This is a genomic window from Pseudovibrio denitrificans JCM 12308, assembly GCF_001310815.1.
GTDB lineage: Bacteria > Pseudomonadota > Alphaproteobacteria > Rhizobiales > Stappiaceae > Pseudovibrio > Pseudovibrio denitrificans.
The window spans coordinates 107,870-131,222 of the sequence record NZ_BAZK01000014.1 but is presented as its reverse complement, the minus strand read 5'-3'; the positions used below and the strand labels follow the sequence as shown (position 1 = coordinate 131,222).

At 50.6% G+C, this 23,353-nt stretch carries 19 protein-coding genes, 1 tRNA gene and 3 pseudogenes; 15 read left to right on the top strand and 8 right to left on the bottom strand.

Annotated features, from left to right (window positions below):
- Nucleotides 1-243 precede the first annotated feature (243 nt).
- Nucleotides 244-1,643, bottom strand: a pseudogene (locus JCM12308_RS18550) (glutamine synthetase family protein).
- Nucleotides 1,644-2,382: 739 nt separating this feature from the next.
- Between JCM12308_RS18550 and JCM12308_RS18545 the strand changes: the two are divergent.
- The 9 genes and pseudogenes from JCM12308_RS18545 to JCM12308_RS18500 all read left to right on the top strand — a co-directional run bounded on the left by JCM12308_RS18545 (nucleotide 2,383) and on the right by JCM12308_RS18500 (nucleotide 10,077).
- Nucleotides 2,383-3,474, top strand: a complete 1,092-nt coding sequence (locus tag JCM12308_RS18545) for a polyamine ABC transporter substrate-binding protein (protein ID WP_054784711.1) — start codon at nucleotides 2,383-2,385, stop codon at nucleotides 3,472-3,474.
- A gap of 75 nt (nucleotides 3,475-3,549) precedes the next feature.
- Nucleotides 3,550-4,719 carry an ABC transporter ATP-binding protein gene (locus JCM12308_RS18540; protein ID WP_054784710.1) on the top strand — a complete coding sequence of 390 codons (1,170 nt, stop codon included), beginning with the start codon at nucleotides 3,550-3,552 and terminating at the stop codon, nucleotides 4,717-4,719.
- A 10-nt stretch (nucleotides 4,720-4,729) separates the two neighbouring features.
- Nucleotides 4,730-5,731, top strand: a complete 1,002-nt coding sequence (locus JCM12308_RS18535) for an ABC transporter permease subunit (RefSeq protein ID WP_054784709.1) — start codon at nucleotides 4,730-4,732, stop codon at nucleotides 5,729-5,731.
- Nucleotides 5,731-6,550: pseudogene (locus JCM12308_RS18530) on the top strand (ABC transporter permease). Before JCM12308_RS18535 ends, JCM12308_RS18530 begins: the two are co-directional and overlap by 1 nt.
- A gap of 302 nt (nucleotides 6,551-6,852) precedes the next feature.
- Complete coding sequence (locus tag JCM12308_RS18520; RefSeq protein ID WP_014284048.1) at nucleotides 6,853-7,548, top strand: CoA transferase subunit A; 696 nt, start codon at nucleotides 6,853-6,855, stop codon at nucleotides 7,546-7,548.
- Between the two features lie 15 nt (nucleotides 7,549-7,563).
- Entirely contained in the window at nucleotides 7,564-8,193 is a 630-nt protein-coding gene (locus tag JCM12308_RS18515) for a CoA transferase subunit B (RefSeq protein WP_008553169.1), read from the top strand.
- A 111-nt stretch (nucleotides 8,194-8,304) separates the two neighbouring features.
- Nucleotides 8,305-8,979 carry a YrbL family protein gene (locus JCM12308_RS18510; RefSeq protein WP_054784717.1) on the top strand — a complete coding sequence of 225 codons (675 nt, stop codon included), beginning with the start codon at nucleotides 8,305-8,307 and terminating at the stop codon, nucleotides 8,977-8,979.
- Between the two features lie 54 nt (nucleotides 8,980-9,033).
- Nucleotides 9,034-9,375: a RidA family protein gene (locus JCM12308_RS18505; RefSeq protein WP_208978745.1), complete on the top strand. Its 342-nt coding sequence runs from the start codon at nucleotides 9,034-9,036 to the stop codon at nucleotides 9,373-9,375.
- A gap of 57 nt (nucleotides 9,376-9,432) precedes the next feature.
- Nucleotides 9,433-10,077: a LysE family translocator gene (locus tag JCM12308_RS18500; protein ID WP_244271950.1), complete on the top strand. Its 645-nt coding sequence runs from the start codon at nucleotides 9,433-9,435 to the stop codon at nucleotides 10,075-10,077.
- 84 nt (nucleotides 10,078-10,161) lie between these two features.
- Here the strand turns inward: JCM12308_RS18500 and JCM12308_RS18495 are convergent, their stop codons facing one another.
- The 5 genes from JCM12308_RS18495 to JCM12308_RS30425 all read right to left on the bottom strand — a co-directional run bounded on the left by JCM12308_RS18495 (nucleotide 10,162) and on the right by JCM12308_RS30425 (nucleotide 17,530).
- Nucleotides 10,162-11,787: an ABC transporter permease gene (locus tag JCM12308_RS18495; RefSeq protein ID WP_054784705.1), complete on the bottom strand. Its 1,626-nt coding sequence runs from the start codon at nucleotides 11,785-11,787 to the stop codon at nucleotides 10,162-10,164.
- A gap of 147 nt (nucleotides 11,788-11,934) precedes the next feature.
- On the bottom strand, nucleotides 11,935-12,984 hold the full coding sequence (locus tag JCM12308_RS18490; RefSeq protein WP_054784704.1) for a Fe(3+) ABC transporter substrate-binding protein: 1,050 nt from the start codon (nucleotides 12,982-12,984) through the stop codon (nucleotides 11,935-11,937).
- A 305-nt stretch (nucleotides 12,985-13,289) separates the two neighbouring features.
- On the bottom strand, nucleotides 13,290-14,258 hold the full coding sequence (locus tag JCM12308_RS18485) for a threonine dehydratase (RefSeq protein WP_054784703.1): 969 nt from the start codon (nucleotides 14,256-14,258) through the stop codon (nucleotides 13,290-13,292).
- 39 nt (nucleotides 14,259-14,297) lie between these two features.
- Nucleotides 14,298-15,521, bottom strand: a complete 1,224-nt coding sequence (locus JCM12308_RS30430; protein WP_208978744.1) for a PAS domain-containing sensor histidine kinase — start codon at nucleotides 15,519-15,521, stop codon at nucleotides 14,298-14,300.
- The gene (locus JCM12308_RS30425; protein ID WP_208978743.1) at nucleotides 15,521-17,530 is read right to left on the bottom strand and encodes a PAS domain-containing protein; all 2,010 of its coding nucleotides are present in this window, start codon (nucleotides 17,528-17,530) and stop codon (nucleotides 15,521-15,523) included. The genes JCM12308_RS30430 and JCM12308_RS30425 overlap by 1 nt, the downstream gene beginning before the upstream one ends.
- A 564-nt stretch (nucleotides 17,531-18,094) precedes the next feature.
- Here JCM12308_RS30425 and JCM12308_RS18475 point away from each other — a divergent pair.
- The 3 genes from JCM12308_RS18475 (at nucleotide 18,095) to JCM12308_RS18465 (ending at nucleotide 19,590) form a co-directional block, all read left to right on the top strand.
- The gene (locus JCM12308_RS18475) at nucleotides 18,095-18,481 is read left to right on the top strand and encodes a phasin family protein (protein ID WP_014284057.1); all 387 of its coding nucleotides are present in this window, start codon (nucleotides 18,095-18,097) and stop codon (nucleotides 18,479-18,481) included.
- 296 nt (nucleotides 18,482-18,777) lie between these two features.
- Complete coding sequence (locus tag JCM12308_RS18470) at nucleotides 18,778-19,281, top strand: phasin (protein WP_014284058.1); 504 nt, start codon at nucleotides 18,778-18,780, stop codon at nucleotides 19,279-19,281.
- A gap of 232 nt (nucleotides 19,282-19,513) precedes the next feature.
- A tRNA-His gene (locus tag JCM12308_RS18465) sits at nucleotides 19,514-19,590 on the top strand.
- A gap of 83 nt (nucleotides 19,591-19,673) precedes the next feature.
- Here JCM12308_RS18465 and JCM12308_RS18460 read toward each other — a convergent pair.
- Nucleotides 19,674-20,921, bottom strand: a complete 1,248-nt coding sequence (locus JCM12308_RS18460) for a carboxylesterase family protein (protein ID WP_208978742.1) — start codon at nucleotides 20,919-20,921, stop codon at nucleotides 19,674-19,676.
- Nucleotides 20,843-21,492, bottom strand: a pseudogene (locus JCM12308_RS32445) (carboxylesterase family protein). Before JCM12308_RS32445 ends, JCM12308_RS18460 begins: the two are co-directional and overlap by 79 nt.
- 337 nt (nucleotides 21,493-21,829) lie before the next feature.
- Between JCM12308_RS32445 and JCM12308_RS18455 the strand changes: the two are divergent.
- From JCM12308_RS18455 to JCM12308_RS18450, 3 genes are all read left to right on the top strand, one after another.
- Nucleotides 21,830-22,492, top strand: a complete 663-nt coding sequence (locus JCM12308_RS18455; RefSeq protein ID WP_008552718.1) for a YiaD family glycine zipper/OmpA-like lipoprotein — start codon at nucleotides 21,830-21,832, stop codon at nucleotides 22,490-22,492.
- Between the two features lie 91 nt (nucleotides 22,493-22,583).
- Nucleotides 22,584-22,751, top strand: a complete 168-nt coding sequence (locus JCM12308_RS30415; RefSeq protein WP_208978740.1) for a class I SAM-dependent methyltransferase — start codon at nucleotides 22,584-22,586, stop codon at nucleotides 22,749-22,751.
- Nucleotides 22,748-23,341, top strand: a complete 594-nt coding sequence (locus JCM12308_RS18450; protein WP_208978739.1) for a class I SAM-dependent methyltransferase — start codon at nucleotides 22,748-22,750, stop codon at nucleotides 23,339-23,341. Before JCM12308_RS30415 ends, JCM12308_RS18450 begins: the two co-directional genes overlap by 4 nt.
- Nucleotides 23,342-23,353: the final 12 nt, after the last annotated feature.

Below are 23,353 nucleotides of genomic sequence, written 5' to 3'. Positions count from 1 at the left end.
TATGATCACATTTATGTTGATGTTTTAATCGAAATTTAGAGCCGTATATGTATTTGTAATTAGTTAAATTCAAAGTCTTAATCGGTTTAAATTTTACGATCTTGAAAGTATCTCTTCGTAACTATGCTACTTAGGGCATCAACGAATATTGTTAGAGGCTAAGTTGTTGCATCTTGAGAGTCGCAACTATGGGGTGTGGTATCCACAGTTTCGCGCGTAAACCACCCCCCTTGAGAGTTGGAATCAGACGTTCATGAGCAGGTATTCGCGCTCCCAGGCGCTGATAACTGACATGAAAGTCTCGTACTCTTCCAGTTTGATGGCGCGATAAGTAGCACGAACTGCTCGCCAAAGATACCAAGCAAATCTTCGTCAGCTTCGAATTCATCAACTGCATGAAGCAGCGTCCGCGGCAGCTTACTCATCACTTCACTGTTGTCTGTATCAAGAGGCTTATCCGGAGTGATGCCTTTCTTGATGCCCAGATACCCTGCCGCCAGACTCGCGGCGATCACCAGGTAAGGATTTGCATCAGACCCCGGAACCCGGTTCTCGAGCCGTCGTGCGTCAGGAGATGAACTTGGAACACGAAGTCCAACTGTGCGGTTGTCATATCCCCAGAACAGATTGGTAGGTGACCCGCTGTCTCGCGCAAAGCGACGATAAGAGTTCACATAGGGTGCCATAATCGGCATCAAGGCTGGCATGTAATGCTGATGCCCACCTATGAAGTGATAAAATGCTGGCGTCGCTTCATTCTCGGCATTGTTGAAGATGTTCTTGCTAGTCTCCCGATCAAGAATCGACTGGTGAATATGCATGGAAGAGCCTGGCTGTGAGGACATCGCCTTCGCCATGAAGGTGGCGTAGATGTTGTGCCGCAGTGCAGCCTCACGAATGGTGCGCTTAAACATAAACGCCTGATCGGCCAGTTCCAGTGGGTTCCCGTGACGCAGATTGATCTCCATCTGCGCAGCACCTTCCTCATGGATAAGCGTATCAATCTCAAGCCCTTGAGCTTCGGAAAGATCATAAATGTCGTCAATCAGCTCATCAAACTCATTCAGTGCAGAAATCGAATAAGACTGCCGCCCAACCTCAGGACGTCCTGACCGGCCAACAGGTGGTTCCAGTGGGTAATCAGGATCAGTGTTAGGCTTCACCAGATAGAATTCTACCTCTGGTGCGATAATAGGTTTCCATCCCTCTGCATCGTAAAGTTCAAGAACGCGTTTCAAGACATTGCGTGGAGCAATCGGGAAGGGCTTGTCATCCTTGGTGAAAGCATCGTGTAGCAACTGAGCCGTCGGGTCTGTCTCCCATGGCACGACTGTCAACGTAGAATAGTCAGGTTTGAAATAGAGGTCGCCATCCGTTGGATTATACTGAAAGCGATCGTCATCTTCAGGGTAGTCGCCGGAGATGGTCTGCGCGAAGATGGAAGAAGGCATCGTCAGCGTGTTGCTGCTAAAAAACTTGTTTGTCGGCATCATCTTGCCGCGAGGCACGCCTGCAACATCAGGCACAACACACTCAATATCTCCAATGTTCCGGGCTTGTAGCCAGGTGCGCGCTTCTTCAAGATTGCGCACACCGCGCATATTGAGCGCCGCTTCATCATCCGAATTAATTTCAGAACTCATAGGATATCCAATAGGTTACCGCCAAATAGTCATGGCAGTCATTCACTAATAAAATGGGAAATCAGCTCTTTGTGGCTGCTAGAAGAATCCAGTTTGATTTCTGGATGGAAAGCCAGTTTAGCAGAGATACTTCTATCTCCCAAATATCCTCAGACCTTAAAACTCTGACTTTGCCTTCTGACCACAACGTAAAGATGCTTTGGTTTAGAAATTTATCTGCAACCAAAAGCAACCTCATTTCTTCCTCAAGGTTACTTGGTGATATGTGCTTTTGGGCCTGTTATCTCATTGATAAACTATAGCTTAGAGAAGCAGCTACAAATGACCTCTGCTCTATCCCTCTCTCAATCTCGAGTGAGCTTCATGGGTAGGAGTGCGCCAGATCAACGATTGGCGTGACACTCAATAAAGTCTGGCAAGGTCGATCAGATTTCTCCCTACGGTAGCTATCGAAAATCTGTATAAAACGAACGCATTTTCTCCAAAATGGTGATGTTTAGCCAACCTGCTATGGACACAGATTAATGCTACTCAGTAGAAATCCGAATGCCTCAGGAATATCACCTGAGCTGAATGCTGCGAGCGCACTGTGCGCCTTCGGTATTCCCATAAAATATTGGTTTGGAATGTAGGCCGAAATTAATCCGTCACCAGAAGGATAGACCATGGCGGCTGTATGCAGAGGAGAACGGCGAAAACGCCCACAAAACCTCTGTTTTTGAAATTGGAGTATTTGAGAATGAAAAGAATAATTCTGTTGTCAGGAGCTGCGGCACTCGCGCTTTCTATGTCAGCCGCTCTTGCCGAGGATCGAGTGGTAAATGTTTACAACTGGTCCGACTATGTTGACGCACAAGTTCTCAAAGACTTCGAAAAGGAAACTGGGATCAAGGTCAATTACGACACTTTCGATTCCAACGAGGTTCTGGAAACAAAGCTGCTGACTGGCAAAACAGGTTACGATGTTGTCGTTCCCAGCGCCACCTTCCTCCAGCGCCAGATCCAGGCCGGTGTCTATCAAAAGCTAGACAAAGACCTGCTCCCAAACCTCAAGCACATGGATCCACTTCTGCAAGAACGTATTGAAGTGTTTGATCCGGGCAATGAGTTCTCCGTCAACTATATGTGGGGCACCTCAGGGTACGGCGTGAATGAAGAGAAAATCCGCGCATTAAATCCAGATGCACCAATCGGCAGCTGGGATCTGTTGTTTGATGTTGATGAGCTCTCCAAGATTGCTGATTGCGGCGTATATGTCATGGATGAGCCGGATGAGATGTTCCCGGCAGCAATGCACTACCTCGGCCTCAACCCAGATTCCAACAGCCCTCAGGACATTCGCAAAGCAGGTGAGCTTCTGGAAACCATTCGTCCTTACATCCGCAAGTTCCACAATTCTGAGTTTGTGAACGGCCTTGCAAATGGAGACATCTGCCTTGCCTATGGTTGGTCCGGTGACGTGCTTCAGGCAGCAGACCGCGCAGCAGAAGCTGATAAGGGCGTTGTAGTCACTTACATCCTTCCAAACGAAGGTGCTCAGATGTGGTTTGACCAGATCGCTATTCCAGCAGATGCAGAGAATGTTGAAGAGGCACATGAGTTCATCAACTACCTGATGCGCCCGGAAGTGATCGCAAAGATGTCTGACTACGTCTACTACGCAAACGGCAACAAAGATGCGACGGTTCTGGTGGATGAGGAAGTGACCTCAAATCCAAACATCTATCCAACTGATGAAGTGAAGCAGCGTTTGTACACCATCGGTGCTAAGCCGTTGAAGGCACAACGCATCATGAACCGCACGTTCACAACCGTTAAGACAGGTCACTAAGAACCAATTGGCCTTTGAGGGTGGAGTTGCCTCACTTACTGCAGCTCCACCTCAACCTATTGAACAAACAGTCCATTGAAAGGGATTGGAGTATTGGCGAAGAAACCGCTGGGTCCTGTACGTCGAGCATTTTCACCTTGGGACGACCCGAGCGAGCAGCCCTTTATTGAATTTCGGAATATCACGAAGCGTTTTGGAAATTTCGTAGCCGTCGATAATCTTTCCCTCAAGATCTACAAGAGAGAATTTCACGCTCTGCTTGGTGGTTCAGGATGCGGCAAAACCACATTGATGAGAATGTTGGCTGGATTTGAAGCGCCGACAGAAGGCCAGATCTTTCTTGAGGGACAGGACCTTGCCGGTGTTCCTCCCTACAAGCGTCCGGTAAACATGATGTTCCAGTCCTACGCCTTGTTCCCGCATATGAATGTTGAGAAGAACATCGCGTTTGGATTGGAAATGGATGGTCTTCCTGCCAGGGAAATCAAAAGCCGTGTTCATGAAATGCTCAGTCTGGTGAAGCTGGAAGGCTTTGCCAAACGCAAACCACATCAGCTTTCCGGCGGTCAGCGCCAACGTGTAGCCCTTGCAAGATCTCTAGCAAAACGCCCAAAAGTACTGCTTCTGGACGAACCACTTGCAGCGTTAGACAAAAAGCTCCGCGAAGAAACGCAGCTGGAACTCATCAACTTACAAGAGCAGCTGCGTATGACCTTCCTCATTGTGACCCACGATCAGGAAGAAGCGATGACAGTGGCCGATCGTATCTCTGTCATGGACAAGGGCAGAATTCTGCAGAACGCCACTCCGGGTGAAATCTACGAACAGCCTAACTCTCGCTTCGTGGCGGAATTTATCGGTGACATCAACGTTTTGGATGGTCAGGTCACGAAGAAAGAGAATGAGGACGTTCAGATGTTCTCATCCGTTCTGGGCGACCATCTGGATGTGCGCTATCCGACACCAGCTAGCGTTGGGGATCACGCGGCTCTGGCAATTCGCCCAGAAAAAATGCGCATCTCCTTTGATAAGCCGGCACATCCCGGAACCAATGCTATTCAGGGGGAAGTCTGGGATATCGCCTACATGGGAGATGTCTCCATCTATCACATCAAAGTGGCGGAGACTGAAACCCTGCGAGCGATTGTTGCAAACACCACGCGCTTGGTGGAGCGCCCAATCACTTGGGAAGATCAGGTCTGGCTGTCATGGGACAGTGATGCCGGCGTCATCCTGACACGATGAGGGGAGGCCGATGACAGATCCCAGCCTCTCTTCTACAGGCATCACCCGTTCTGAAACAGTACCGGCTCCTCGTTATCAGCCTGAAGCGCCGGAAAATGCACCGACCAACCCTAAAGGGGGCTGGGGCCGTTTTGCATTCATCTGCGTGCCATACCTCTGGCTTCTCCTCTTCTTTCTGGTGCCCTTTGTCATTGTTGCAAAGATCTCCCTATCAGAAGCCGCAGTTTCAATTCCGCCCTATCTACCTGTCATTGATTGGAGCAGAGGTCTTGCAGGCTTGTGGGAAGCAGCAGAGCGATGGTCACTCGACAATTACATTTGGTTGACCGAGGATGCCCTTTATTGGCAGGCCTATGTCTCTAGCCTGCAAATTGCTTTCCTATCCACATTACTGACTTTACTGGTTGGCTTTCCAATTGCTTACGGCATGGCACGCGCTCCACGCAGCTGGCATCCGACATTAGTGATGATGGTGATCCTGCCATTTTGGACCAGCTTCCTGATCCGTGTCTACGCTTGGATCGGCATTCTCAAATCAGACGGTTTGCTCAATCAGACATTGATCACGATTGGTATAATCGATGAGCCACTGGTTATCCTTAACACCAGCATCGCTGTCTATATCGGTATCATCTACTCCTATTTGCCTTTCATGGTGCTCCCGCTCTATTCGTCTCTTGAAAAGCTGGACACCACATTGATTGAAGCTGCAGAAGACCTTGGTTGCCCGCCATGGAAGACCTTCTGGCGCGTCACAGTTCCTCTAGCTCTGCCGGGCATGATTGCAGGCTGCTTCCTAGTCTTCATCCCCGCTGTTGGCGAGTTTGTTATCCCAGACCTCTTAGGGGGCTCTTCAACCCTCATGATCGGTAAAACGCTCTGGGTCGAGTTCTTCTCCAACCGCGACTGGCCGGTCGCTTCTGCTGTGGCCATCGTCCTACTGGTCCTGCTGATAATTCCGATAACCTTGTTCCAGCGGCATGAAACTCGTCGTAATGAGGGGGATGTATGATGCCGTCGAAACCAAGCTGGTTCAATCTCACATCGCTGATCTTGGGCTTCAGTTTCCTCTACCTGCCAATCGTTATCCTGATTGTGTTCTCATTCAACGAGTCACGGTTGGTAACGGTATGGACCGGTTTCTCAACCAAATGGTACGCCTCGCTGCTCCAAAACGAGCAACTGCTGGAAGCTGCGTGGGTCACACTTCGTGTCGGCCTCACATCAGCCACACTGGCCACTGTGCTCGGAACGTTGGCAGCGTTGGTCTTAGCAAGGCAGGGGCGCTTTTTCGGACGAACTTTATTCTCCGGCATGATCTACGCACCGCTTGTGATGCCAGAAGTCATTCTCGGCTTATCTCTACTGCTGCTCTTTGTAGCCATCGATCAGAACCGTGGTTTCTGGACCATTATGATCGCCCACACCACCTTCTCAATGTGTTACGTGGCAATCGTGGTCCAGTCACGTCTTTCAGGCTTTGATAGAACCTTGGAAGAAGCTGCCATGGATCTGGGGTGTCCACCAGTCCGCACGTTCTTCCGCATCACGTTCCCACAGATCTTCGGGCGTGCTGGCAGGCTGGATGCTGGCTTTCACTTTGTCACTGGATGATCTGGTGATTGCGAGCTTTAACTCAGGGCCGGGATCCACGACCCTGCCAATGAAGATCTATTCGCAAGTCCGTTTGGGGGTCACGCCTGAGATCAACGCCATTTGCACCATTCTAGTCGCTCTGGTGACTGTTGGTGTCATCTTTGCCTCTCTCCTCACAAAGCGGCAAAGACTGAAGCGCATGGAAGAAGAGCGACTCGCAGCAGCCCACCTTTAGGAAACTTCATGAATCTGGGAGGTTTTTTAGCGCGATTGTGCACTGCAAACACTCATTCCTCCCAGCTTTATGGTTTTCACCTCAATAAATAGTCGTTCTCGGTACAAAGAGCACTTGGCGAGGACATAAAACACGTCTATCAACGGTGACGTCGCTATACCTATTTTCCCTAGGAGGGAAAGGCAGGATGCTGACACTGATGGATTTGTCAGATCCTGTTGCCAGCATGAAAAGGCGGTATTGCTTGCGTTCTGGGGAATGAGAAACGTGAGTTTTACCAACTCATGTATTGGGAGTTTATAATGAATAAAGTTTATCCAAGTGCTGCCGCTGCTCTGGAAGGACTTACCTTTGACGGAATGATCGTCATGGCAGGTGGGTTTGGTCTTTGTGGCATTCCTGAAAACCTGATTATTGCGCTGCGAGATTCCGGCGCAAAAGACCTGACCGCCATCTCAAACAACGCGGGCGTCGATGACTTCGGTCTGGGCCTGCTGTTGCAGACACGTCAGATCAAGAAGATGGTGTCATCTTACGTCGGCGAAAATGCAACCTTCGAGCGCCAGTATCTGGATGGTGATCTTGAGTTGGAGTTCAACCCTCAGGGTACTCTGGCAGAGCGTATTCGTGCAGGTGGAGCAGGCATCCCGGGTTTCTACACCAAGACCGGTGTTGGCACCCTGATTGCGGAAGGCAAAGAGCACAAAGACTTCAACGGTGAAACCTACATCATGGAAACCGGTCTGATCTCAGATCTGTCTCTCGTGAAAGCATGGAAAGCCGACAAAGAAGGCAACCTGATCTTCCGCAAGACAGCACGCAACTTCAACCCAATGATGGCAACCGCTGGTAAGACTACCGTAGTGGAAGTTGAAGAGCTCGTTGAGATCGGTGAGCTGGATCCGGATCAGATCCATACTCCGGGTATCTTCGTCGACCGTATCGTTGTTGGTTCATTCGAAAAGCGCATCGAACAGCGCACCACACGCGAAGCTTAAGGGAGGACATTAATCATGGCTTGGAATCGTGACGAAATGGCCGCCCGCGCGGCAAAAGAACTCCAGGACGGCTTCTACGTAAACCTCGGCATCGGCATCCCAACACTCGTTGCAAACTACATTCCTGATGGAATGAACGTTGCACTGCAGTCTGAAAATGGCATGCTCGGTATGGGCCCGTTCCCGACTGAAGACGAGGTCGACGCTGACCTGATCAACGCTGGCAAACAGACCATCACAGAACTGGATCGCACCAGCTATTTCTCATCCGCAGATAGCTTCGGCATGATCCGTGGCGGTCACATCGACCTGTCTATCCTTGGCGCAATGGAAGTCTCCGAAGAAGGTGACCTTGCCAACTGGATGATCCCGGGCAAAATGGTCAAAGGCATGGGCGGTGCTATGGACCTGGTGGCTGGCGTTAAACGCGTTGTTGTCATCATGGACCACACCAACAAACGCGGCGACAAAAAGCTGCTGCATAAATGCGCCCTGCCACTAACCGGCGTGAGCTGTGTGGACCGCATCATCACCAACCTTGGTGTGTTCGACGTAGTCGAAGGCGGCCTGAAAGTCGTCGAAATGGCCGACGGTGTGACACTGGAAGAGATCAAAGAAAAAACTGAAGCAAACTTGGTAGACTAACCAAGCTTCATTCTCAGCAAGACAAGAGAGGGCAATTTGTCCTCTCTTTTTATTTGTAACTAATAAGAATAATTGTTAAATACGACCCTTCTCAACGAAGGTATCTGTTCTGTGATAACTCTGATCGAAGAGCTATTGATTGCGTCTGGTGGTATTCGCAACATCTATCAGCATCCGGAAAACCCGAAGATCTGCATTAAAGTAGACCGTAGTTCAGAGGGACCTGCTGCCGGCTCCACACAGGCGGAGGCGCAGCTTTTTGAGAAACTGCTTGATCAAAGAGGGCAGCGAGACTTCATTGCAATATCCAATTATAGAGGCCGAGCTGAGACCAATCTGGGCTTCGGTGCGATGTTTGATTTGATCACGGACGAAACATCAGGACGTCCCTCTCAAATTCTGATGAAGGTATTGCAGGAAGATCAGTTATTTATCCAAACGGATCGCTTTAAAAAGGCTCTTAAAGTCTTTCGGCGTGATTTGGTGAAAGATGCCGTGTTGTGTCAGGACATTCGCCCATGGAACATTTGCGTCCAAGAACTCGCTGATGGAGAACTCAAACTTATTCTAATTGATGGTGTTGGGCACAAAAAGAAGCAATGGTTTGAGAGCATCAAACCATTCATTCAAATCAAGATGCTCTATTACTTCTTTAGTAAGTACATTTATCCGGAAAACCGTCTCCTTCAATTCTATAATAATCGGCGTAAAAGCTACGCTTGGAAACCGGGGCCTCTGTTTTCAAAAAATGCCGATGCCAAAGACGAACTAGATCTAAACTCGTAATTTGGGGGAACTCTGGTCATGCCTCTTCAAAGAAAAACTTATTCCTGCCTTCCTGTGGCAGTAGGCCCGTATGTGCACGCAGTAGCACATCAGGGAACGCTACACATCTCAGGCCTCACAGCTTTCGCGACTGGTGCTCAAACGCAGGCAGCAGATCAGCAGGCAAAAGAAATCCTGTCGCAGATAACTGCTGTTGCTGCGGAAGAAGGTGTAAGCCTTGCCAATCTGGTTAAAGTGACAATCTTTGTGACAGATTTGACTGCGCTGGGTGAGCTGCGATCTGTTCTTGCGGATGCTTATGGTGATAATCGACCTGCCAGTTCACTCGTAGAAGTTCAGAACCTCTTTCACCCTGACTTAAAGATTGAAATCGAGGCGACATTAGCGCTCGATTAGAGCTGAAACGCTTGCTCCATTAAAGAAGATCAGGCATTGTGCGCTTCGGATTTCTGAATGATGGAGCACCGTGTGATCCCAATAGACGTACTGGCTGGTTTCTTCACCGTCACTGTTTTGCTGGCACTGGCACCTGGCCCTGACAACATTTTTGTGCTGACACAGTCTGCTGTGTGCGGGCGCATGGCTGGGATTGCGGTCACGTTGGGGCTTTGTACAGGTCTTATCTTTCATACAACTGCGGTTGCGCTTGGTGTGTCTGCGATTTTTCAGGCTTCTGAGCTAGCGTTTACTGTTGTCAAGGTGCTTGGCGTTGGATATCTGCTTTATCTCGCGTGGGGAGCGTTTAGAGCAAAGCCTGAGCCTGTTCAGCAGAACAGCAAGGTTGATCATTCTTCGTTGATCCCCTTGTATCGCCGGGGCGTGATCATGAACATCACCAATCCCAAAGTCGCGATCTTCTTCCTTTCGTTCTTCCCACAGTTTGTTGATCCTTCTTATGGTCCGGTAATGCCGCAGTTCCTGCAGTTGGGCATTGTGTTTATGCTTTCTGCTATTTTGGTCTTTGGCTCTATCGCTTTCGCAGCCGGTTCTATTGGTGATCGCCTGAGCAGGTCCGTAACAGCTCAAAAGGTCATGAACCGGATTGCCTCTGTTGTGTTTGTTGGGATGGCACTGAAACTGGCTGCTGCCACACGATAGCGAACGGGTTCAACTGCTTCTGATAAAAGAAAAGCCGCTGAGAAGTTCTCGGCGGCTTTTTATTATTCTAAATTCGGATCAAAGTCACTCGGCAGGCATCATTGCTGCACCTTTTGCCGTGCGCGTGTTACCGCGCTTCTCTCGGAATGTATCAGCGCTTGTCTTAGCGAGCATAATAACCGGGATGATCCCAACCAGCACGATACAGAGCGCAGGCAAGGCAGCGTCCTCAAAGGCCTCACGAGAGGCGGCATTGTAGACCGTGGTCGCCAACGTCTCAAAATTAAATGGGCGCAGCAGCAACGTTGCAGGAAGCTCCTTCATGCACTCCACGAAGGAGAGCAGCGTGGCTGACAAGATCACGGGCTTCATCAATGGCATATGCACACGGCCCAAGGTTCCCCAGGCAGTCTGCCCCAAGCTTCGGGATGCCATATCGTAATGTGGTGTGATCTTGCCAAAACCACCATCGATCTGACCGTAGGACATCGCCAGAAAACGCACAACATAGGCGTAGATGAGCGCAGTACCTGAACCGATGAGCAGAAGGCCTGTACCAAAACCAAACAGGGCTTCTGCGCCCTCTGAGATCATGTTGTCGAGTGCAGCAACGGGGAACAGAATACCTACCGCCAGAATGGTTCCCGGCACGGCATAGCCGATGGAAGCAATGCGGCCCAATGTGGTGGTCACTTTGCTTGGGAACAGGCGGCGGCGATAAGCAAGGGTCAGGCTGATGCCGATAGAAACAGCAGCAGCCACAGCTGCGAGCCAGAGCGTGTTGCCAGCCGCAGCCCAAAGGGCTGGCTCAAACAGATCTTCAACACGTCGGCTCGCTCGGCTCAGCAGCAGCAGTGCAGGGAACACAAAGCCCAGCACAATCGGCAGCGCACAGACGACAGCAGCAACCCAGCCACGCCAGCCTTTCAGCTCGTAGCTTGGCAGAGCGCGATATGTGCCCGTTGTCTGATGAAAACGCTGCTTACGACGCCCGTAGTATTCGATAAACATCAGTGCCAGAACGAACACCAGCATGATGGTTGCGATCTGGGCAGCACCAGTCAGGTTCGAACGGTTCAACCAGGTGTCGTAGACGGAGAACGTAAGGGTCTGAACGCCGAAGAAGGAAACTGCCCCAATGTCGTTTAGGCATTCCATCAGTGCCAGAGTCACACCAACTACAATAGCAGGGCGCGCCAAAGGCAATGCAACCTTCCAGAACAGGCGCATTGGGCCAGCACCGAGCGTGCGGGAAACATCAAGAGCACAAGCTGACTGGATCAGGAAGGACGCGCGTGCACTGAGGTAAACATAAGGGTAGAGTACAAACCCCATCACGAACATGGCGCCGCCAAGAGATCGGATCTCTGGGAACCAGTAGTCACGTGAGGTTTTGAAACCGAAGATATCGCGGATTAGGCCTTGAACTGGACCTGTGTAATCCAGCAGTTCCACGTAAGAGAACGCGATAATGTAGGTTGGAACAGCGAATGGCAGCAGCAATGCCAGATCAAACCAGCGCCGCCCAGGAAAACGGCACATAGTAACAAGCCAGGCTGTGCTGACACCAACCACGAAAACGATAATGCCAACGCCAACCATCAACTGAAACGTGGTGGAGATTGAGCGCGGCAGAATGGTTGAAATGAGGTGCGGCCACAGATTGCCCGAAGACCCCATAGCCATAATAACAATTGCGAAAACCGGCATCACGACGAGGCCGGTTAAAAAGTAGGTACCAAACGCGAGAAGCCGCTCCCCTCGAGAAGAGGGGGCGGCAGTTCTGTATTGTGGCGATCCACTATGTCCGTGTCTGGATGTCATGGAATGGCTTCAACTCAATTTGGATATTGGAACTTAGCTGGATGGGCCGTTGTCGAAACCAACCACGTCAACCAGTTCACTTGCTTTCGCACGTTTCGCTGCAATCTCGTTCAGAGAGATTGGATCAGCTTTGAAAGTACCCCAGGAGGCAACCAGTTCAGAAGGCTCAACACCTGGCTTAACTGGGTACTCGAAGTTCTGTGCTGCGTAGATAGCTTGAGCATCGCCAGAAGCAAGGAATTCCATCAGCTTCACTGCGTTGTCTTTGTTCGGTGCATGCTTCGCCAGAACCATACCGGAGATGTTCACGTGAGTGCCGCGATCAGCTGAGTTCGGGAACAGGATGCGTACGGAGTTCGCCCAATCCTTCTGCTCAGGATCTTTCTCGTTGGTCTGCATTTTACCCATGTAGTAGGTATTGCCCAAGGAGATGTCGCACTCGCCAGCGAAGATGGACTTAACTTGTGCGCGGTCGTTGCCGGTTGGCTTGCGTGCAAGGTTGTCGCGTACTGCTTCCAACCACTTCTGTGCTTCAGCGTCGCCTTTGTGTGCAACCATGGAAGCAAACAGGCCGATGGAATAAACGTGCTGGCCAGAGCGTGTGCAGATGCGGCCCTTCCATTTTGGATCAGCAAGCTCTTCATAAGTGATGCTGTCCTGAGCAACGCGATCTTTGGATGCGTAGATAACACGTGCGCGGGTGGTCAGACCGAACCAGTGGCCTTCCGCGTCACGCAGGTTTGCAGGAATGTTGCCATTGATAGAGTCGTTTTCAACGGCCTGAGTAACACCAAGATCTTTAGCGCCTTGCAGACGTCCGATGTCCACGGAAAGCAGGATGTCAGCTGGAGAGTTCTTGCCCTCAGCTTTCATGCGCTCGCCAAGGCCTTTCTTAGCGAAAACAACGTTGGTTTTAACACCGGTTTTCTCAGTAAACGCATCGAGAAGCGGTTTGATCAGTTCTGGCTGGCGGTAAGAGTAAATGTTCACTTCACCTTCTGCCTGAGCAGAAGCAACAAGGCCAGTTGTGCCAAGTGCGAAGCCAGCTACTGACAGCCCAATTCCCTTAAGCAACGTCTTCATCGATAGTCTCCTGAGTGATCGAATATGCGTCTGCAAACGCTTGTCATTTGCCGTTATATCGGAAAGTTGACTTTTGCTGTCAACTAATAAACTACGTGAAAACAAAGAGATAGAACTATTCTAAACTATGAAATTCAGCTTTTTTGCTGCTATCTGCCTGCAATTGCGAATGATTTTCAATTGCGGCTTACGTATACGCAGTCAAAAAGTTTACTGAAAAACTCAGAGTTGTTGAAAACAAGTGAGCCAGAACAAGGTCTATTGGGCGCTTGCTGCACATCTAACGAACGGAAATGATTCCAATTTTACGGAATAGGCGTATCGCCCTGAAGCACCTTGGCCATCCAGATACGGTTCATGTTTTGACCACATAATATGAAAGAGGCTTTCTTACCTTGAAGAGTGCCTCGTTCTTTTGAAAGGCCGGCAAGACCAGCTGCAGCGGCTCCTTCACTGGCATTGTGTGTAGTGCGGTAGAGCAACCGGATAGCTTCTGCGATCTCGTCTTCACTCACACGTATGATGCGCTCCGCACCGGATCGGATTAATGCAAATGCCTCTCTTGCTGGACCCCGTACGCTGATGCCTTCAGCGAAGGTGTTGGCGGAAGATGTCAGCGTATACTCACCAGCCTCCATGGACCGAGCACATCCATCTGCTTTCTCCGCAACCACACCAATGATCTTTGTATTCAACCCAAACAGGTCGCGAACAGAAATCAAGCCGCAGATGCCTGTACCCAAACCAACGGGAACATAGATCGCATCAAGGTCCTTGATCGCGCGGAAAATCTCCAGTGCGTAGGTGGCCGCACCCAAAACGAGATCATAGTCAAATCCAGGAGAAAGCACCTGCTTGGAATCCTCAGCCATTTGGCAGGCAAAGTCGTGAGCCTCTTCAAAATCTTTCCCATGCTCAATGAGGAAGGCGCCGTAGCTCTGTATCGCTCCGGTCGTTTCTTTGGAGGTTCCTTGTGGGACAACAATCGCAGCTCGCTGATGCAATACCTTAGCGGCCCAGGCCATGCCTAAGCCGAAGTTTCCGCGTGTTGCGGCGACAAAACTGGTAGAGCTGATATGACGTTGAGACTGGCGCAGAAGATAGAGCAGGGCACAGCGGGCTTTGAAAGAGCCCGTAGGCGCATAGTTCTCATGTTTGATGAAAACCTCGCACCCCAGTGCGTCATTCAGCAAGGGCCAGCTATAAAGCGCTGTTGACACCATGTAGCGCCGCAACTCGTGCGAAGCGTCTTCCAAAGCGGCCAGTGTGAGCATGCGGATCTCCTGCAATGGTCAAACCACCACAGGAGCGCATTATTCGGCGAGAACTCGCTGAGGTGGGAAGGTGACTTCTGCCAGCGTACCTTCATCCTCTTCAGAATTTATTGAAAACGAAGCACGGTTCGCTTCCACAAGGGCTTTGGTTAATGGAAGACCAAGGCCAGACCCTTCTGTTGAGGCAGAGGCGTTGAGACGACGGAACGGCTGCAGCGCTGCTTCAAGATCAGCCTTCGACATGCCATGTCCCGTATCGCGAACTCGTAAATGAACTTCACCATTAGGATCAAGCACAAGCGAGACAATTACCTGACCACCAGAGCGGTTGAACTTAATAGCATTGGAAAGCAGATTCAGCGTAATCTGTCGAAGTGTTTTTGGATCAGCAACAATCTTCGGCACAGACAACGGCGTGCTTGCACGAATGATGACCCGCTGCTCATTGGCCTGCGGCTGCAACAAAGCAACGCATTCATTGATGATATCCGCCGCTGAAACGGCTTCAAACGCCAGATCCATCTTACCGGCTTCAATCTTGGCAAGATCAAGCAGATCATTGATCAGCGTCAGCATGTGAGAGCAAGAGCGATGGATATCGCGCGCATACTCTTTATACCGAACGTTGCCCAGCTCACCGAAACGCTCTTCTTGCATCACTTCGGAAAACCCGATCACTGCGTTCAATGGTGTGCGGATCTCATGGCTGATTTTTGTCAGATACTCAGACTTGTGTGCGTTGGCTTTCTCAGCTTTGTACCGCGCACTCACCAACTCTTCTTCTGCTCGCTTGAACTGTGTGATGTCGCGTAAAACAGCACAGAACAGTTGCTCATTAGCACTGCTGATGCGCCCCATGCTCAGGAAGGTTGGGAAAATGTCTCCATCCAACGTCTGGCAAATCACCTCGCGACCATCATTGAGCACGCTGGAAACGCCATTAGCGACCAGGCCATCCAGATAATCAAGCGCAGCTATGTGGCTTTCATCTGCAAGGAAGGTCGTAAACGGGGCGCCAAGAAGGTCGTCTTCGCTTGCATTAAATAAGGCTTCAGCTGAGTGGTTTGCGCTACGGATGATGCCGCGCTGATCCATTACGAGCACGCCGTCAGTTGCTGTGGCTAACACAGACTCTAGCTCTTCAATCCGCGTATTCAGATGTTCCACTTGGGAACTGGAAGCTGCTGGAGCCGATGTATGAGATGCCGGTGCAGAAGTGCTCGCCGTAGCTTCATTCTGGATCTTCTCGACTACTGAAATCATCAGGCCTGAGCGCCATTCCACGGAACCGCATGCATACGGGCATCAACGGAAAGCACGCCGCCCTCCGCGAGCCGAACATGGACAATCCGGTCTACAGTTTGCGGGCTCGGAGTAGGGCATTCTTCCGGCTCAGCAAAGATCGCTTCCAGACCGCCAGCCTCATTCAGTGCTTCGAAACGCTCATACCCAAGCAGCTCGAGCAATGTATCATTGGCGTAAACAACGTCTCGATCACGAACAACAGCAACGCCAATCGGCAATCGATCCAGCAAACGCGGATCAATTGGCGCGACGATTGGCTTGTCCGGAATGCGCCCGGTCTTTTCACGAGCGCGCTCTGCTGCTTCCTCAATGTCCGGCGGGACACGAGGCAGGACAACATGGGTTACATTGTCTTGCTTTGGCTCAGCCTCAACAGCTTCTTCGCGTGGAGTAGGCTCTGCTGGCAGCGGAATAATGTTGTCTGGAGTTTTAGCGTTGTCTTCGGAAGCTTCATGTTCAACAACATCGGTTTCTGCAACAGCAACGGCTGCAGCTTCCTCTGGTGTTGCCGGAATGTCTTCAATGGCTTCCGCCGGAGCAACAGCAACCTTCGCAGCCTGCTCTTCTTTCTTTTCTGCTCCAAGCGCACGGGCAATCTTGTCGAATGCGTCCTGCTCAGGCTTAGAAAGACCAGTGTTTTCGCGGGCAACTGGATGCTTGTCGACCAAGCGCACAATGCTGTTGGTCAGCTCTGCAAGGCTGCGCGGGCCTGCTCTGTTTTGCTTCTGAGGTGCGTCAGGCAGATTTGCAATGGCGCGCTCAAAATCATCCTTGCTGGTTGGCTCAGGAATGGTCGGCGCAGCGCTAACACTCTCCACGGCTTCCGCTGCCACTGCTTCAGGCTCTGTCAGATCCTCTTCAAAAGCCTGCAGATCTGTCTCAGCGGTTGCGTGTTCGACCTGTTCAGGAGCCGGGGCTTCAGCATCTGCCATTGCTGGTTCAGACAGCTCTTCCATCTGAGGTTCAGATTCAGCCGGAACGGCAATCTCTAAAGGATCGGTTGGGTCGCGAAGAACATCTGCATCTGTCAGCTGCAAGAAGCCTTCGTTCTCTTCAACCTCAAGCTCTTCTTCTTCCTGAAGGAAGTGCAGGCCTTCCTCATGAGAAGGCTCTTCCGCAGCCGCTGGAATGTCGGCTTCCGGCTCACTCTCATCTTCAGCTTCTGCAACCGTCTCAATAACAACTGCAGCCTCTGCCGTTACTTCTTCAGCGGCGTCATGCTCTGGCTGCTTTTCAGCAAGCTCCGATGCGGCTTTATCTTCCGCGTCCTCATCTTCTTCCTCGTTGAAGTCGATGATTAACTCAGGAATATCTGGCTCGCTCTGAAGAAAACCAGGAGCAGTCACGCCATCATCCAGCAGCTCATCAACGATCTCAGGCGCCAGATGTGGCTCTGTTTCGGAAAGCGCTTCAATGGGTGCTACTTCATCCTGAACAAAGCGCTCAGGTTGATCATGTTCAAGCGTAAGTGCCAAATCCGGTGCTACAACTGCTTCTGATTCAGCAGGAGCTGCGTCGGAAGGAGCAATCGTATCATCGCTCTCTTCATTCAGCGCCGCACGCAGTTTGGCAAGAACTGCAAGCGGATCAACAATCTCTTCGGCTTTCTTGGCATCAACACTGCGGATTACCCCAAATCCACGCAGTCCGTCATACTCACCGCTCTTTGTCTCTATCGGTTGAGCGGAGAGATCCAATGGAACAACTTTGTTAGAGCAGCAGGCAGGCCAAAGCACAGTCGCACCGGTAATCGCGCGCTGTTTTTTGATGGCCTTGGAAATCGCAGGCACCTTGCCCATTTTCAGCTTTTTGCGGACAGCATCAAACGGCAAGCCGATCAGCGCGGCATCCTGTGGGCCCAAAAGCTCGGCGAACTCCTTCGAGAAGCTGCGAAAGCAACCGTTTCGGTCCAGCTCCCAGGTGAAGCGGATCGGCCGTTGTCGGCGTTTAAAGACAAAGTCAGCCACGAGCTCGGTCCTTACTCTGAAGGTTTCCCAAGAAGGGGTTGGTTGAGAAACGCAATCTACTCTCTTTCACAGGCACCAAGGCACAATGCGGGCGGTGCTATCAAATGATATCTGGTTTGAAACGGGCATGTAAGCGACTTCAGCGGTTTTGCTGTAAGCTTACTAAAGAAACCTGCCTCAATTTATCAGGGGTATATTTTCCCAATTATAGCCCCACCCTAACTTATCTGTAAGCTTTGAAAAACCAGAGCTTGCCTTTCATGGCAACCCACCCACCGGCATTTTCAAAAGCTAAATCCTGATAAAGGCTTAGACTTTAACAAATGAAGGCTGAAGTTCACATCTGTCAATTCCAATAGAAGCGACCTGCTCAATTATTCACCCCCCAATCCTTGTATACTTAAGGTACCGTAAACTGCGGTGCTCGTCTAAGCTCCTATTTTCTTTCCCTATGGTTAAGTATAGCATTGCCACACCAGAGTAAACGAGTTGCAAATAGGGGAGGGAATAGGCCCTTTCTGCACGACCAACAGAACCTTAATCACGAAGGGTGGAGGCTTGAGCATGGTAGATACAAAAGTTCCTTTTGAAGTTTCAGATCAAATGCGCGAATTTGCTGATCGAAGCATCGATCAGGCACGCAAGGCTTTTGATCACTTCATGGATGCAACCGAAAATGCGGTCAGCAGCATGGAAGATGCCTCAAGCACAATGCAGGAGGATTCCTCCGATATGCACCGCCAGGCCCTCGCGTTTGCAGAGCAAAACGTAAACTCGGCATTCGAGCTCGCACAGCGCATGTTTCAGGTTAAAGATATGGAAGAGCTGGTGAGCCTTCAGCAAGAGTATCTGCACAAACAGATGGAACAGACTGGCGCTCAAATGCGTGAGATGGGCGAAAAAGCCTCTCGCACAGTCAAAGAAGTCGCCAAGAAAGCTGGTGATTTTTAAGGGCTGTTTCGGAGCTGAGTCTCCCTCTAATAAAAGCAGAGAATGAGGCGTATCCTCGCCTCGTTCATGGTGTGCTTCTGAAACCTCTCGCTGCAAAGCCGGGATTTGCACCGCCAGAATAAAAAAGTTTTCTTCTTCCAATCAGCAGCTTAAGTGAGATTGCAATTGTTGCACTGCAAAATAATGTTGCAATGCACAAAATAACTCCTATATTAATCTCAAGTTGACCTAAGGGGAGACGGTTTTCTCCCTCTCGATCCTTTGTGTTCCTCCCAAGACGATAAGGAGCAATCCCAATGACTACTGCAAAAGTTGATACTGCGAAATCCGAGAAAAAGGCTGAAGAGACCGCTCAGAAAGCCACTAAGTCTGTAGAGAATGAGGTGTTTGCTATGAACAAAATGGAAGTGCCTGCATTTATCCAGGAAATGACCGAAAAGAGCGTAGATCAGGCTCGTGAAGGTTATGCAAAAGTGAAATCTGCTTCTGAAGAAGCAACCGCAATGCTCGAAGAGACCATGGAAGTGACTCGCGACAGCATTATGGAAATCAACCTCAAGGCTGTCGATGCTGCAAAGGATAACTCCGAAGCTGCATTCTCACACATCCGCGACATGTTTGGTGTGAAGAGCCTGTCTGAAGCGATCGAACTTCAGTCTGCTTACAATCGCAAGCAGTACGACACGATCAGCCAGCAGGTGAAAGACATGCAGGAAACTGCAACGAAACTTGCGACCAGCATGTCTCAGCCAGCCAAAGAGGCGTTCGACAAGTCCATGAAAGAAATGAAGCTCGCATAAGCCCGGCTAATTTTTTTCCAAAAAAATACATATCCTCCCGATTGGATTGCACAGCATTTTGCAACTCATACGGGAGGATTTTGTGTTTAAGCCTCTGAAAAACAGAGTGAAACCACCTAGTCGCAGTGGGTAAGTGCCAATTTTTTATCAGTGTTGTGGACTTTTTTCATTTTGATGTTTCAAGGGACTTGCCAACCTCAAAAATTGAACCTATGTTCCGCGCCACTGGCAAGCAGACGTAGCTCAGTTGGTTAGAGCGTCGGATTGTGGCTCCGAAGGTCGGTGGTTCGAATCCACTCGTCTGTACCATCTCTTCTTAAGGCTCCTGAGTGAGATAGTTGAGATCATCTGCTTCGCCAGTTCTTTTCCCTAACACTTTGAAAAGACTTTTTTTATTCCTGTGGCAACTGCTTGGGAATGAGAATGGCATTTGCATTTTTCTCGATTATTTCTCCCAGCCAGAATGCGCAGTCAGACTGCTCAAATAAATCCTCAAAGTTCGCATCACTATCCGCACCCTGCAACACGTTGAAGTTTGAAGGGTTGCCGATCTTGGGCCATGTCCAAAGCTTCCAGTCTTTAGAAGGACCAGCTTCTGGTGTCTTGGCAAACTGAGCCCAAAGAGCGTTCATTTTCACAGCAAGGGCTTTGTCTTCTTCCGTTGAGTTTGGGGGCATGTTGTTGAAGACAAACGGCAGTTCCGAAGCATGGCAGGCATTGCCCCACTGGTTTTGAGGACCGCAAACATTATTCACCTTTGGATTTGTAGGGGGCTTCTCCATGTTCTCAACGGACGTCTGCGCGAAGAAGTAAAGCCACGTGTTATTGGTCGGCTTCTCTCTCTCAATGTTTGCGGACATCGTCGGGCAAGCGAAAACAGAGTTGCCAATCAAGTTGGCAAGAGCTGTTGCCGGTGTTTTCGGCTGCAGGCCATGAGCAGCAGGCGTTTGCGCGCCATAACCCTCACGCCCAACGATCAGCATCGGATTTTCATAGTCACGTCCAAGAATGCCATTGAACGTTACCGCATTCAAATTGCCAGTTGCGTCAATAAAGTTGGCGAACAAGACGCCTTCATCCTTGTTGAAGCCCAGCATCAAAGGCTTCTCGTTGCCTTTCTCCATCTGCACATTTGGCTGTTCCTTCAGGAAGCTTCCGTCAATAATCGGCGAAAACGCAATGCTGCCGGGCAGGGCGCTCAAGAATACGCCCTTTTTAAAGAGGTGGTCCTGCAGCAGAGCTTGAGCGAGTAGGATTTGTCGTGTGGTCGCCTTCTCTAGATCATCCAGCTGAGCCGTCAACGCGCACTCATCTGATTCCGGATTGCGAATAGCAGCGCGCAGGCACTTCAAATAGAAGTAAAATAGATCCCGGCCTTCTTCCTTATTGCGGTATTTATAGGAAGCCGCGCTGCTCTGCATGATCCCCGCACGGAACAGATCCTTAGAACTGTCTGCGCTGAACATATGCAAGCCAACCGCCATAGCGCCAGAGCTGACGCCAAAGATCGTCACCTGATCAGGATCTCCCCCGAATGAGGTGATGTGCTTCTGCACCCATTTCAGGGCTGTCTGCTGATCTTGAAAGCCGTAGTTCCCACCATTGGACGGTTCTTGTCCTGTAATCCCATCTGTGGCCAATGTACCAGAATGCCTAGGCGGAAGTTGACGGTCACCAGAACGATGTTCTGGTCAGCGGAGAAAGATTTGCCCGTGTAAAGTTCAATGATCTCGCCATCAGCAGCGTGATATGCCTTATCAGCCCCACCAGCCATGAACCCACCACCATGGAAAAACACCATAACCGGCAGCTTGCTGAGGTTCTTGATGGCTCCAGCCGGCGCCAGATGTTCATGTAGAGGCAGTCTTCCTCACCACGGAGCTGATCCTTAGGATTCCAGATTGGTTGCGGACAGCGGGCGCCATATTGCAAAGCCTCGTAACCGTTGGGCTCGTATTCATCAAACACACTGGAAGGCTGCCAACGCGCTGCTTGTCCGTACTGTACCCCTTTGAAGACACTTAGGAGCTGACTTCCACTGTCATCGGCTTTGCCGCACAGGATCTTCTTGTTGCTCAGGGTAATGCAGGGCTGTTCAGGCGGAGCAGGCTGGTCCGGCGCAAAAAGCAGCTGATCATCAGCATTGGGGCTTTGAGCATATGACCCTGTTATAGTGAGAATGCTGAATGCTAGTGCAAGCACCGTTTTCATGGAACCCCGCCTTCTTATCTGTTTTGGGCTTCCTCTAGTGTTCGTCTTTTAGGAAAAAACGGCGTTAAACAGCATGCTTTAAAATGCCTTGCTGAAATTGTGGCAAATTTTTGAGTGTCAAAATGCTTTGTTTAATTCATTGATGATTTTTGTGACTGCCATCACAAACTAAAGAAAATGGCTGTTTTCAGCGATAAATCCGGTGGAATTCAAGGACACTCACCCCTTGAGCACTTGTATTAGGCGCTCAGTGGCTTTTGATAGGGTTAATGTTCGAAGTGAGGCCAGATTCACGACGATTCATCTGACCCTCAAAATTACGATGTGAGAATTTTAAATGAAAAAACTGATGCACGCCGCGATTGCTATTGTTCTCGGCCTTTCCGTTGCAGCATGTACCACAACCAACCCGTACACCGGTGAGTCCCGCATTTCCAAAACCGCTGGTGGTGCTGGCCTTGGTGCTGCGACCGGCGCAATCATCGGTGCGATCGCTGGTGGTAAAAGCGCACGCGTTGAAGGCGCTCTCGTTGGTGCCGCAGCAGGCGGCCTGATTGGTGGCGGTATCGGCAACTACATGGACCGTCAGGAAGCACAGCTTCGTCAGCAGCTCCAGTCCTCTGGCGTTTCCGTAACCCGTAACGGCAACCAGATCGTTCTGAACATGCCAAACGATGTAACCTTCGCTGTTGGTCAGGCAACTCTGTCTTCCCGTGCAATGCAGGTGCTGAACAGTGTTGCTCTCGTAGCTAAAGAGTTCCCGCAGACCCGCCTGAACGTTTACGGTCACACCGACAACACCGGTTCTGCTCAGTTCAACCTGCAGCTTTCCCAGCGCCGTGCTGACTCCGTCAGCAACTACCTATTCAATCAGGGCGTCAACGGTGCACGCATCTCCGCAGCAGGTTACGGCCTGACCAGCCCGATTGCTTCCAACGCAACCGAAGCTGGCCGCGCACAGAACCGTCGCGTAGAAATCATCCTGTCTCCACTGAACTAATCAGTCAGACAGGCAAAAGTTTTAGAACGCGGTTCCTTACCGGGGCCGCGTTTTTTGTTAGTCTCTCATCGGCAATAGGGGAGGCTCGCACATGACACAGAACAATCTGGCCGCATCACATTTCCAAAACGCCGGAGAAGATTACGCGAAGTATCGCCCAACTTATCCTCCTGAGCTTGTCGAATTTCTGGCGGCTCAGTGTAAGCACCACAATCTTGCTGTTGATGTTGGCTGCGGAACAGGCCAGTTCAGCGCTTGATTGCCCGACACTTCCAGCAAGTCCTAGCCACCGACGTCAGCGCGTCTCAAATTGAGAATGCAGCACCTGTTCCAAGCGTCCGTTTTGCAGTAGAACCTGCGGAGCAATGCTCAGCCAAAGAGGATAGTGTTGACCTGATCGTTGCCGCACAAGCAGCCCACTGGTTTGATCTGCCGAGTTTTTATCAGGAAGCTAGACGGATAGCCGCTCCCGGTTGCGTATTAGCGCTTGTTAGTTACGGCGTCCTCTCCATTGATGACAGCCACTGCAACGACCGCTTCCGCCAGTTCTATTACGATGAAATCGGCCCTTACTGGCCACCAGAGCGCCAGCACGTCGACAATGGCTATGCCAGTTTTGACTTCCCTTTTGAGGAGCTAAGCTACCCGGCAATGTCCATTGAGCGAGATTGGTCACTGGAGCAATTTCTCGGCTACGTCCGCACATGGTCATCAGTGAAAGCGGCAGCTAAGGAAGGCAAAGCAAGCCTTACAGATAGCTTTGCAGAAGAGCTTGCAGGCCTCTGGGGTGACCCGCAAGAACGCCGCAAAATCAGTTGGCCCATCGCAATGCGACTGGGCCGTATCTGATCATTAGCAGAT

Coding starts and splice junctions, on each gene's coding strand:
- JCM12308_RS30415 (WP_208978740.1), top strand. CDS start 22,584: ATGACACAGAACAATCTGGCCGCATCACATTTCCAAAACGCCGGAGAA.
- JCM12308_RS18455 (WP_008552718.1), top strand. CDS start 21,830: ATGAAAAAACTGATGCACGCCGCGATTGCTATTGTTCTCGGCCTTTCC.
- JCM12308_RS18535 (WP_054784709.1), top strand. CDS start 4,730: ATGACAGATCCCAGCCTCTCTTCTACAGGCATCACCCGTTCTGAAACA.
- JCM12308_RS18520 (WP_014284048.1), top strand. CDS start 6,853: ATGAATAAAGTTTATCCAAGTGCTGCCGCTGCTCTGGAAGGACTTACC.
- JCM12308_RS18495 (WP_054784705.1), bottom strand. CDS start 11,787: ATGCCGGTTTTCGCAATTGTTATTATGGCTATGGGGTCTTCGGGCAAT.
- JCM12308_RS18475 (WP_014284057.1), top strand. CDS start 18,095: ATGGTAGATACAAAAGTTCCTTTTGAAGTTTCAGATCAAATGCGCGAA.
- JCM12308_RS30430 (WP_208978744.1), bottom strand. CDS start 15,521: ATGATTTCAGTAGTCGAGAAGATCCAGAATGAAGCTACGGCGAGCACT.
- JCM12308_RS18500 (WP_244271950.1), top strand. CDS start 9,433: ATGATGGAGCACCGTGTGATCCCAATAGACGTACTGGCTGGTTTCTTC.
- JCM12308_RS18545 (WP_054784711.1), top strand. CDS start 2,383: ATGAAAAGAATAATTCTGTTGTCAGGAGCTGCGGCACTCGCGCTTTCT.
- JCM12308_RS18515 (WP_008553169.1), top strand. CDS start 7,564: ATGGCTTGGAATCGTGACGAAATGGCCGCCCGCGCGGCAAAAGAACTC.
- JCM12308_RS18470 (WP_014284058.1), top strand. CDS start 18,778: ATGACTACTGCAAAAGTTGATACTGCGAAATCCGAGAAAAAGGCTGAA.
- JCM12308_RS18490 (WP_054784704.1), bottom strand. CDS start 12,984: ATGAAGACGTTGCTTAAGGGAATTGGGCTGTCAGTAGCTGGCTTCGCA.
- JCM12308_RS18485 (WP_054784703.1), bottom strand. CDS start 14,258: ATGCTCACACTGGCCGCTTTGGAAGACGCTTCGCACGAGTTGCGGCGC.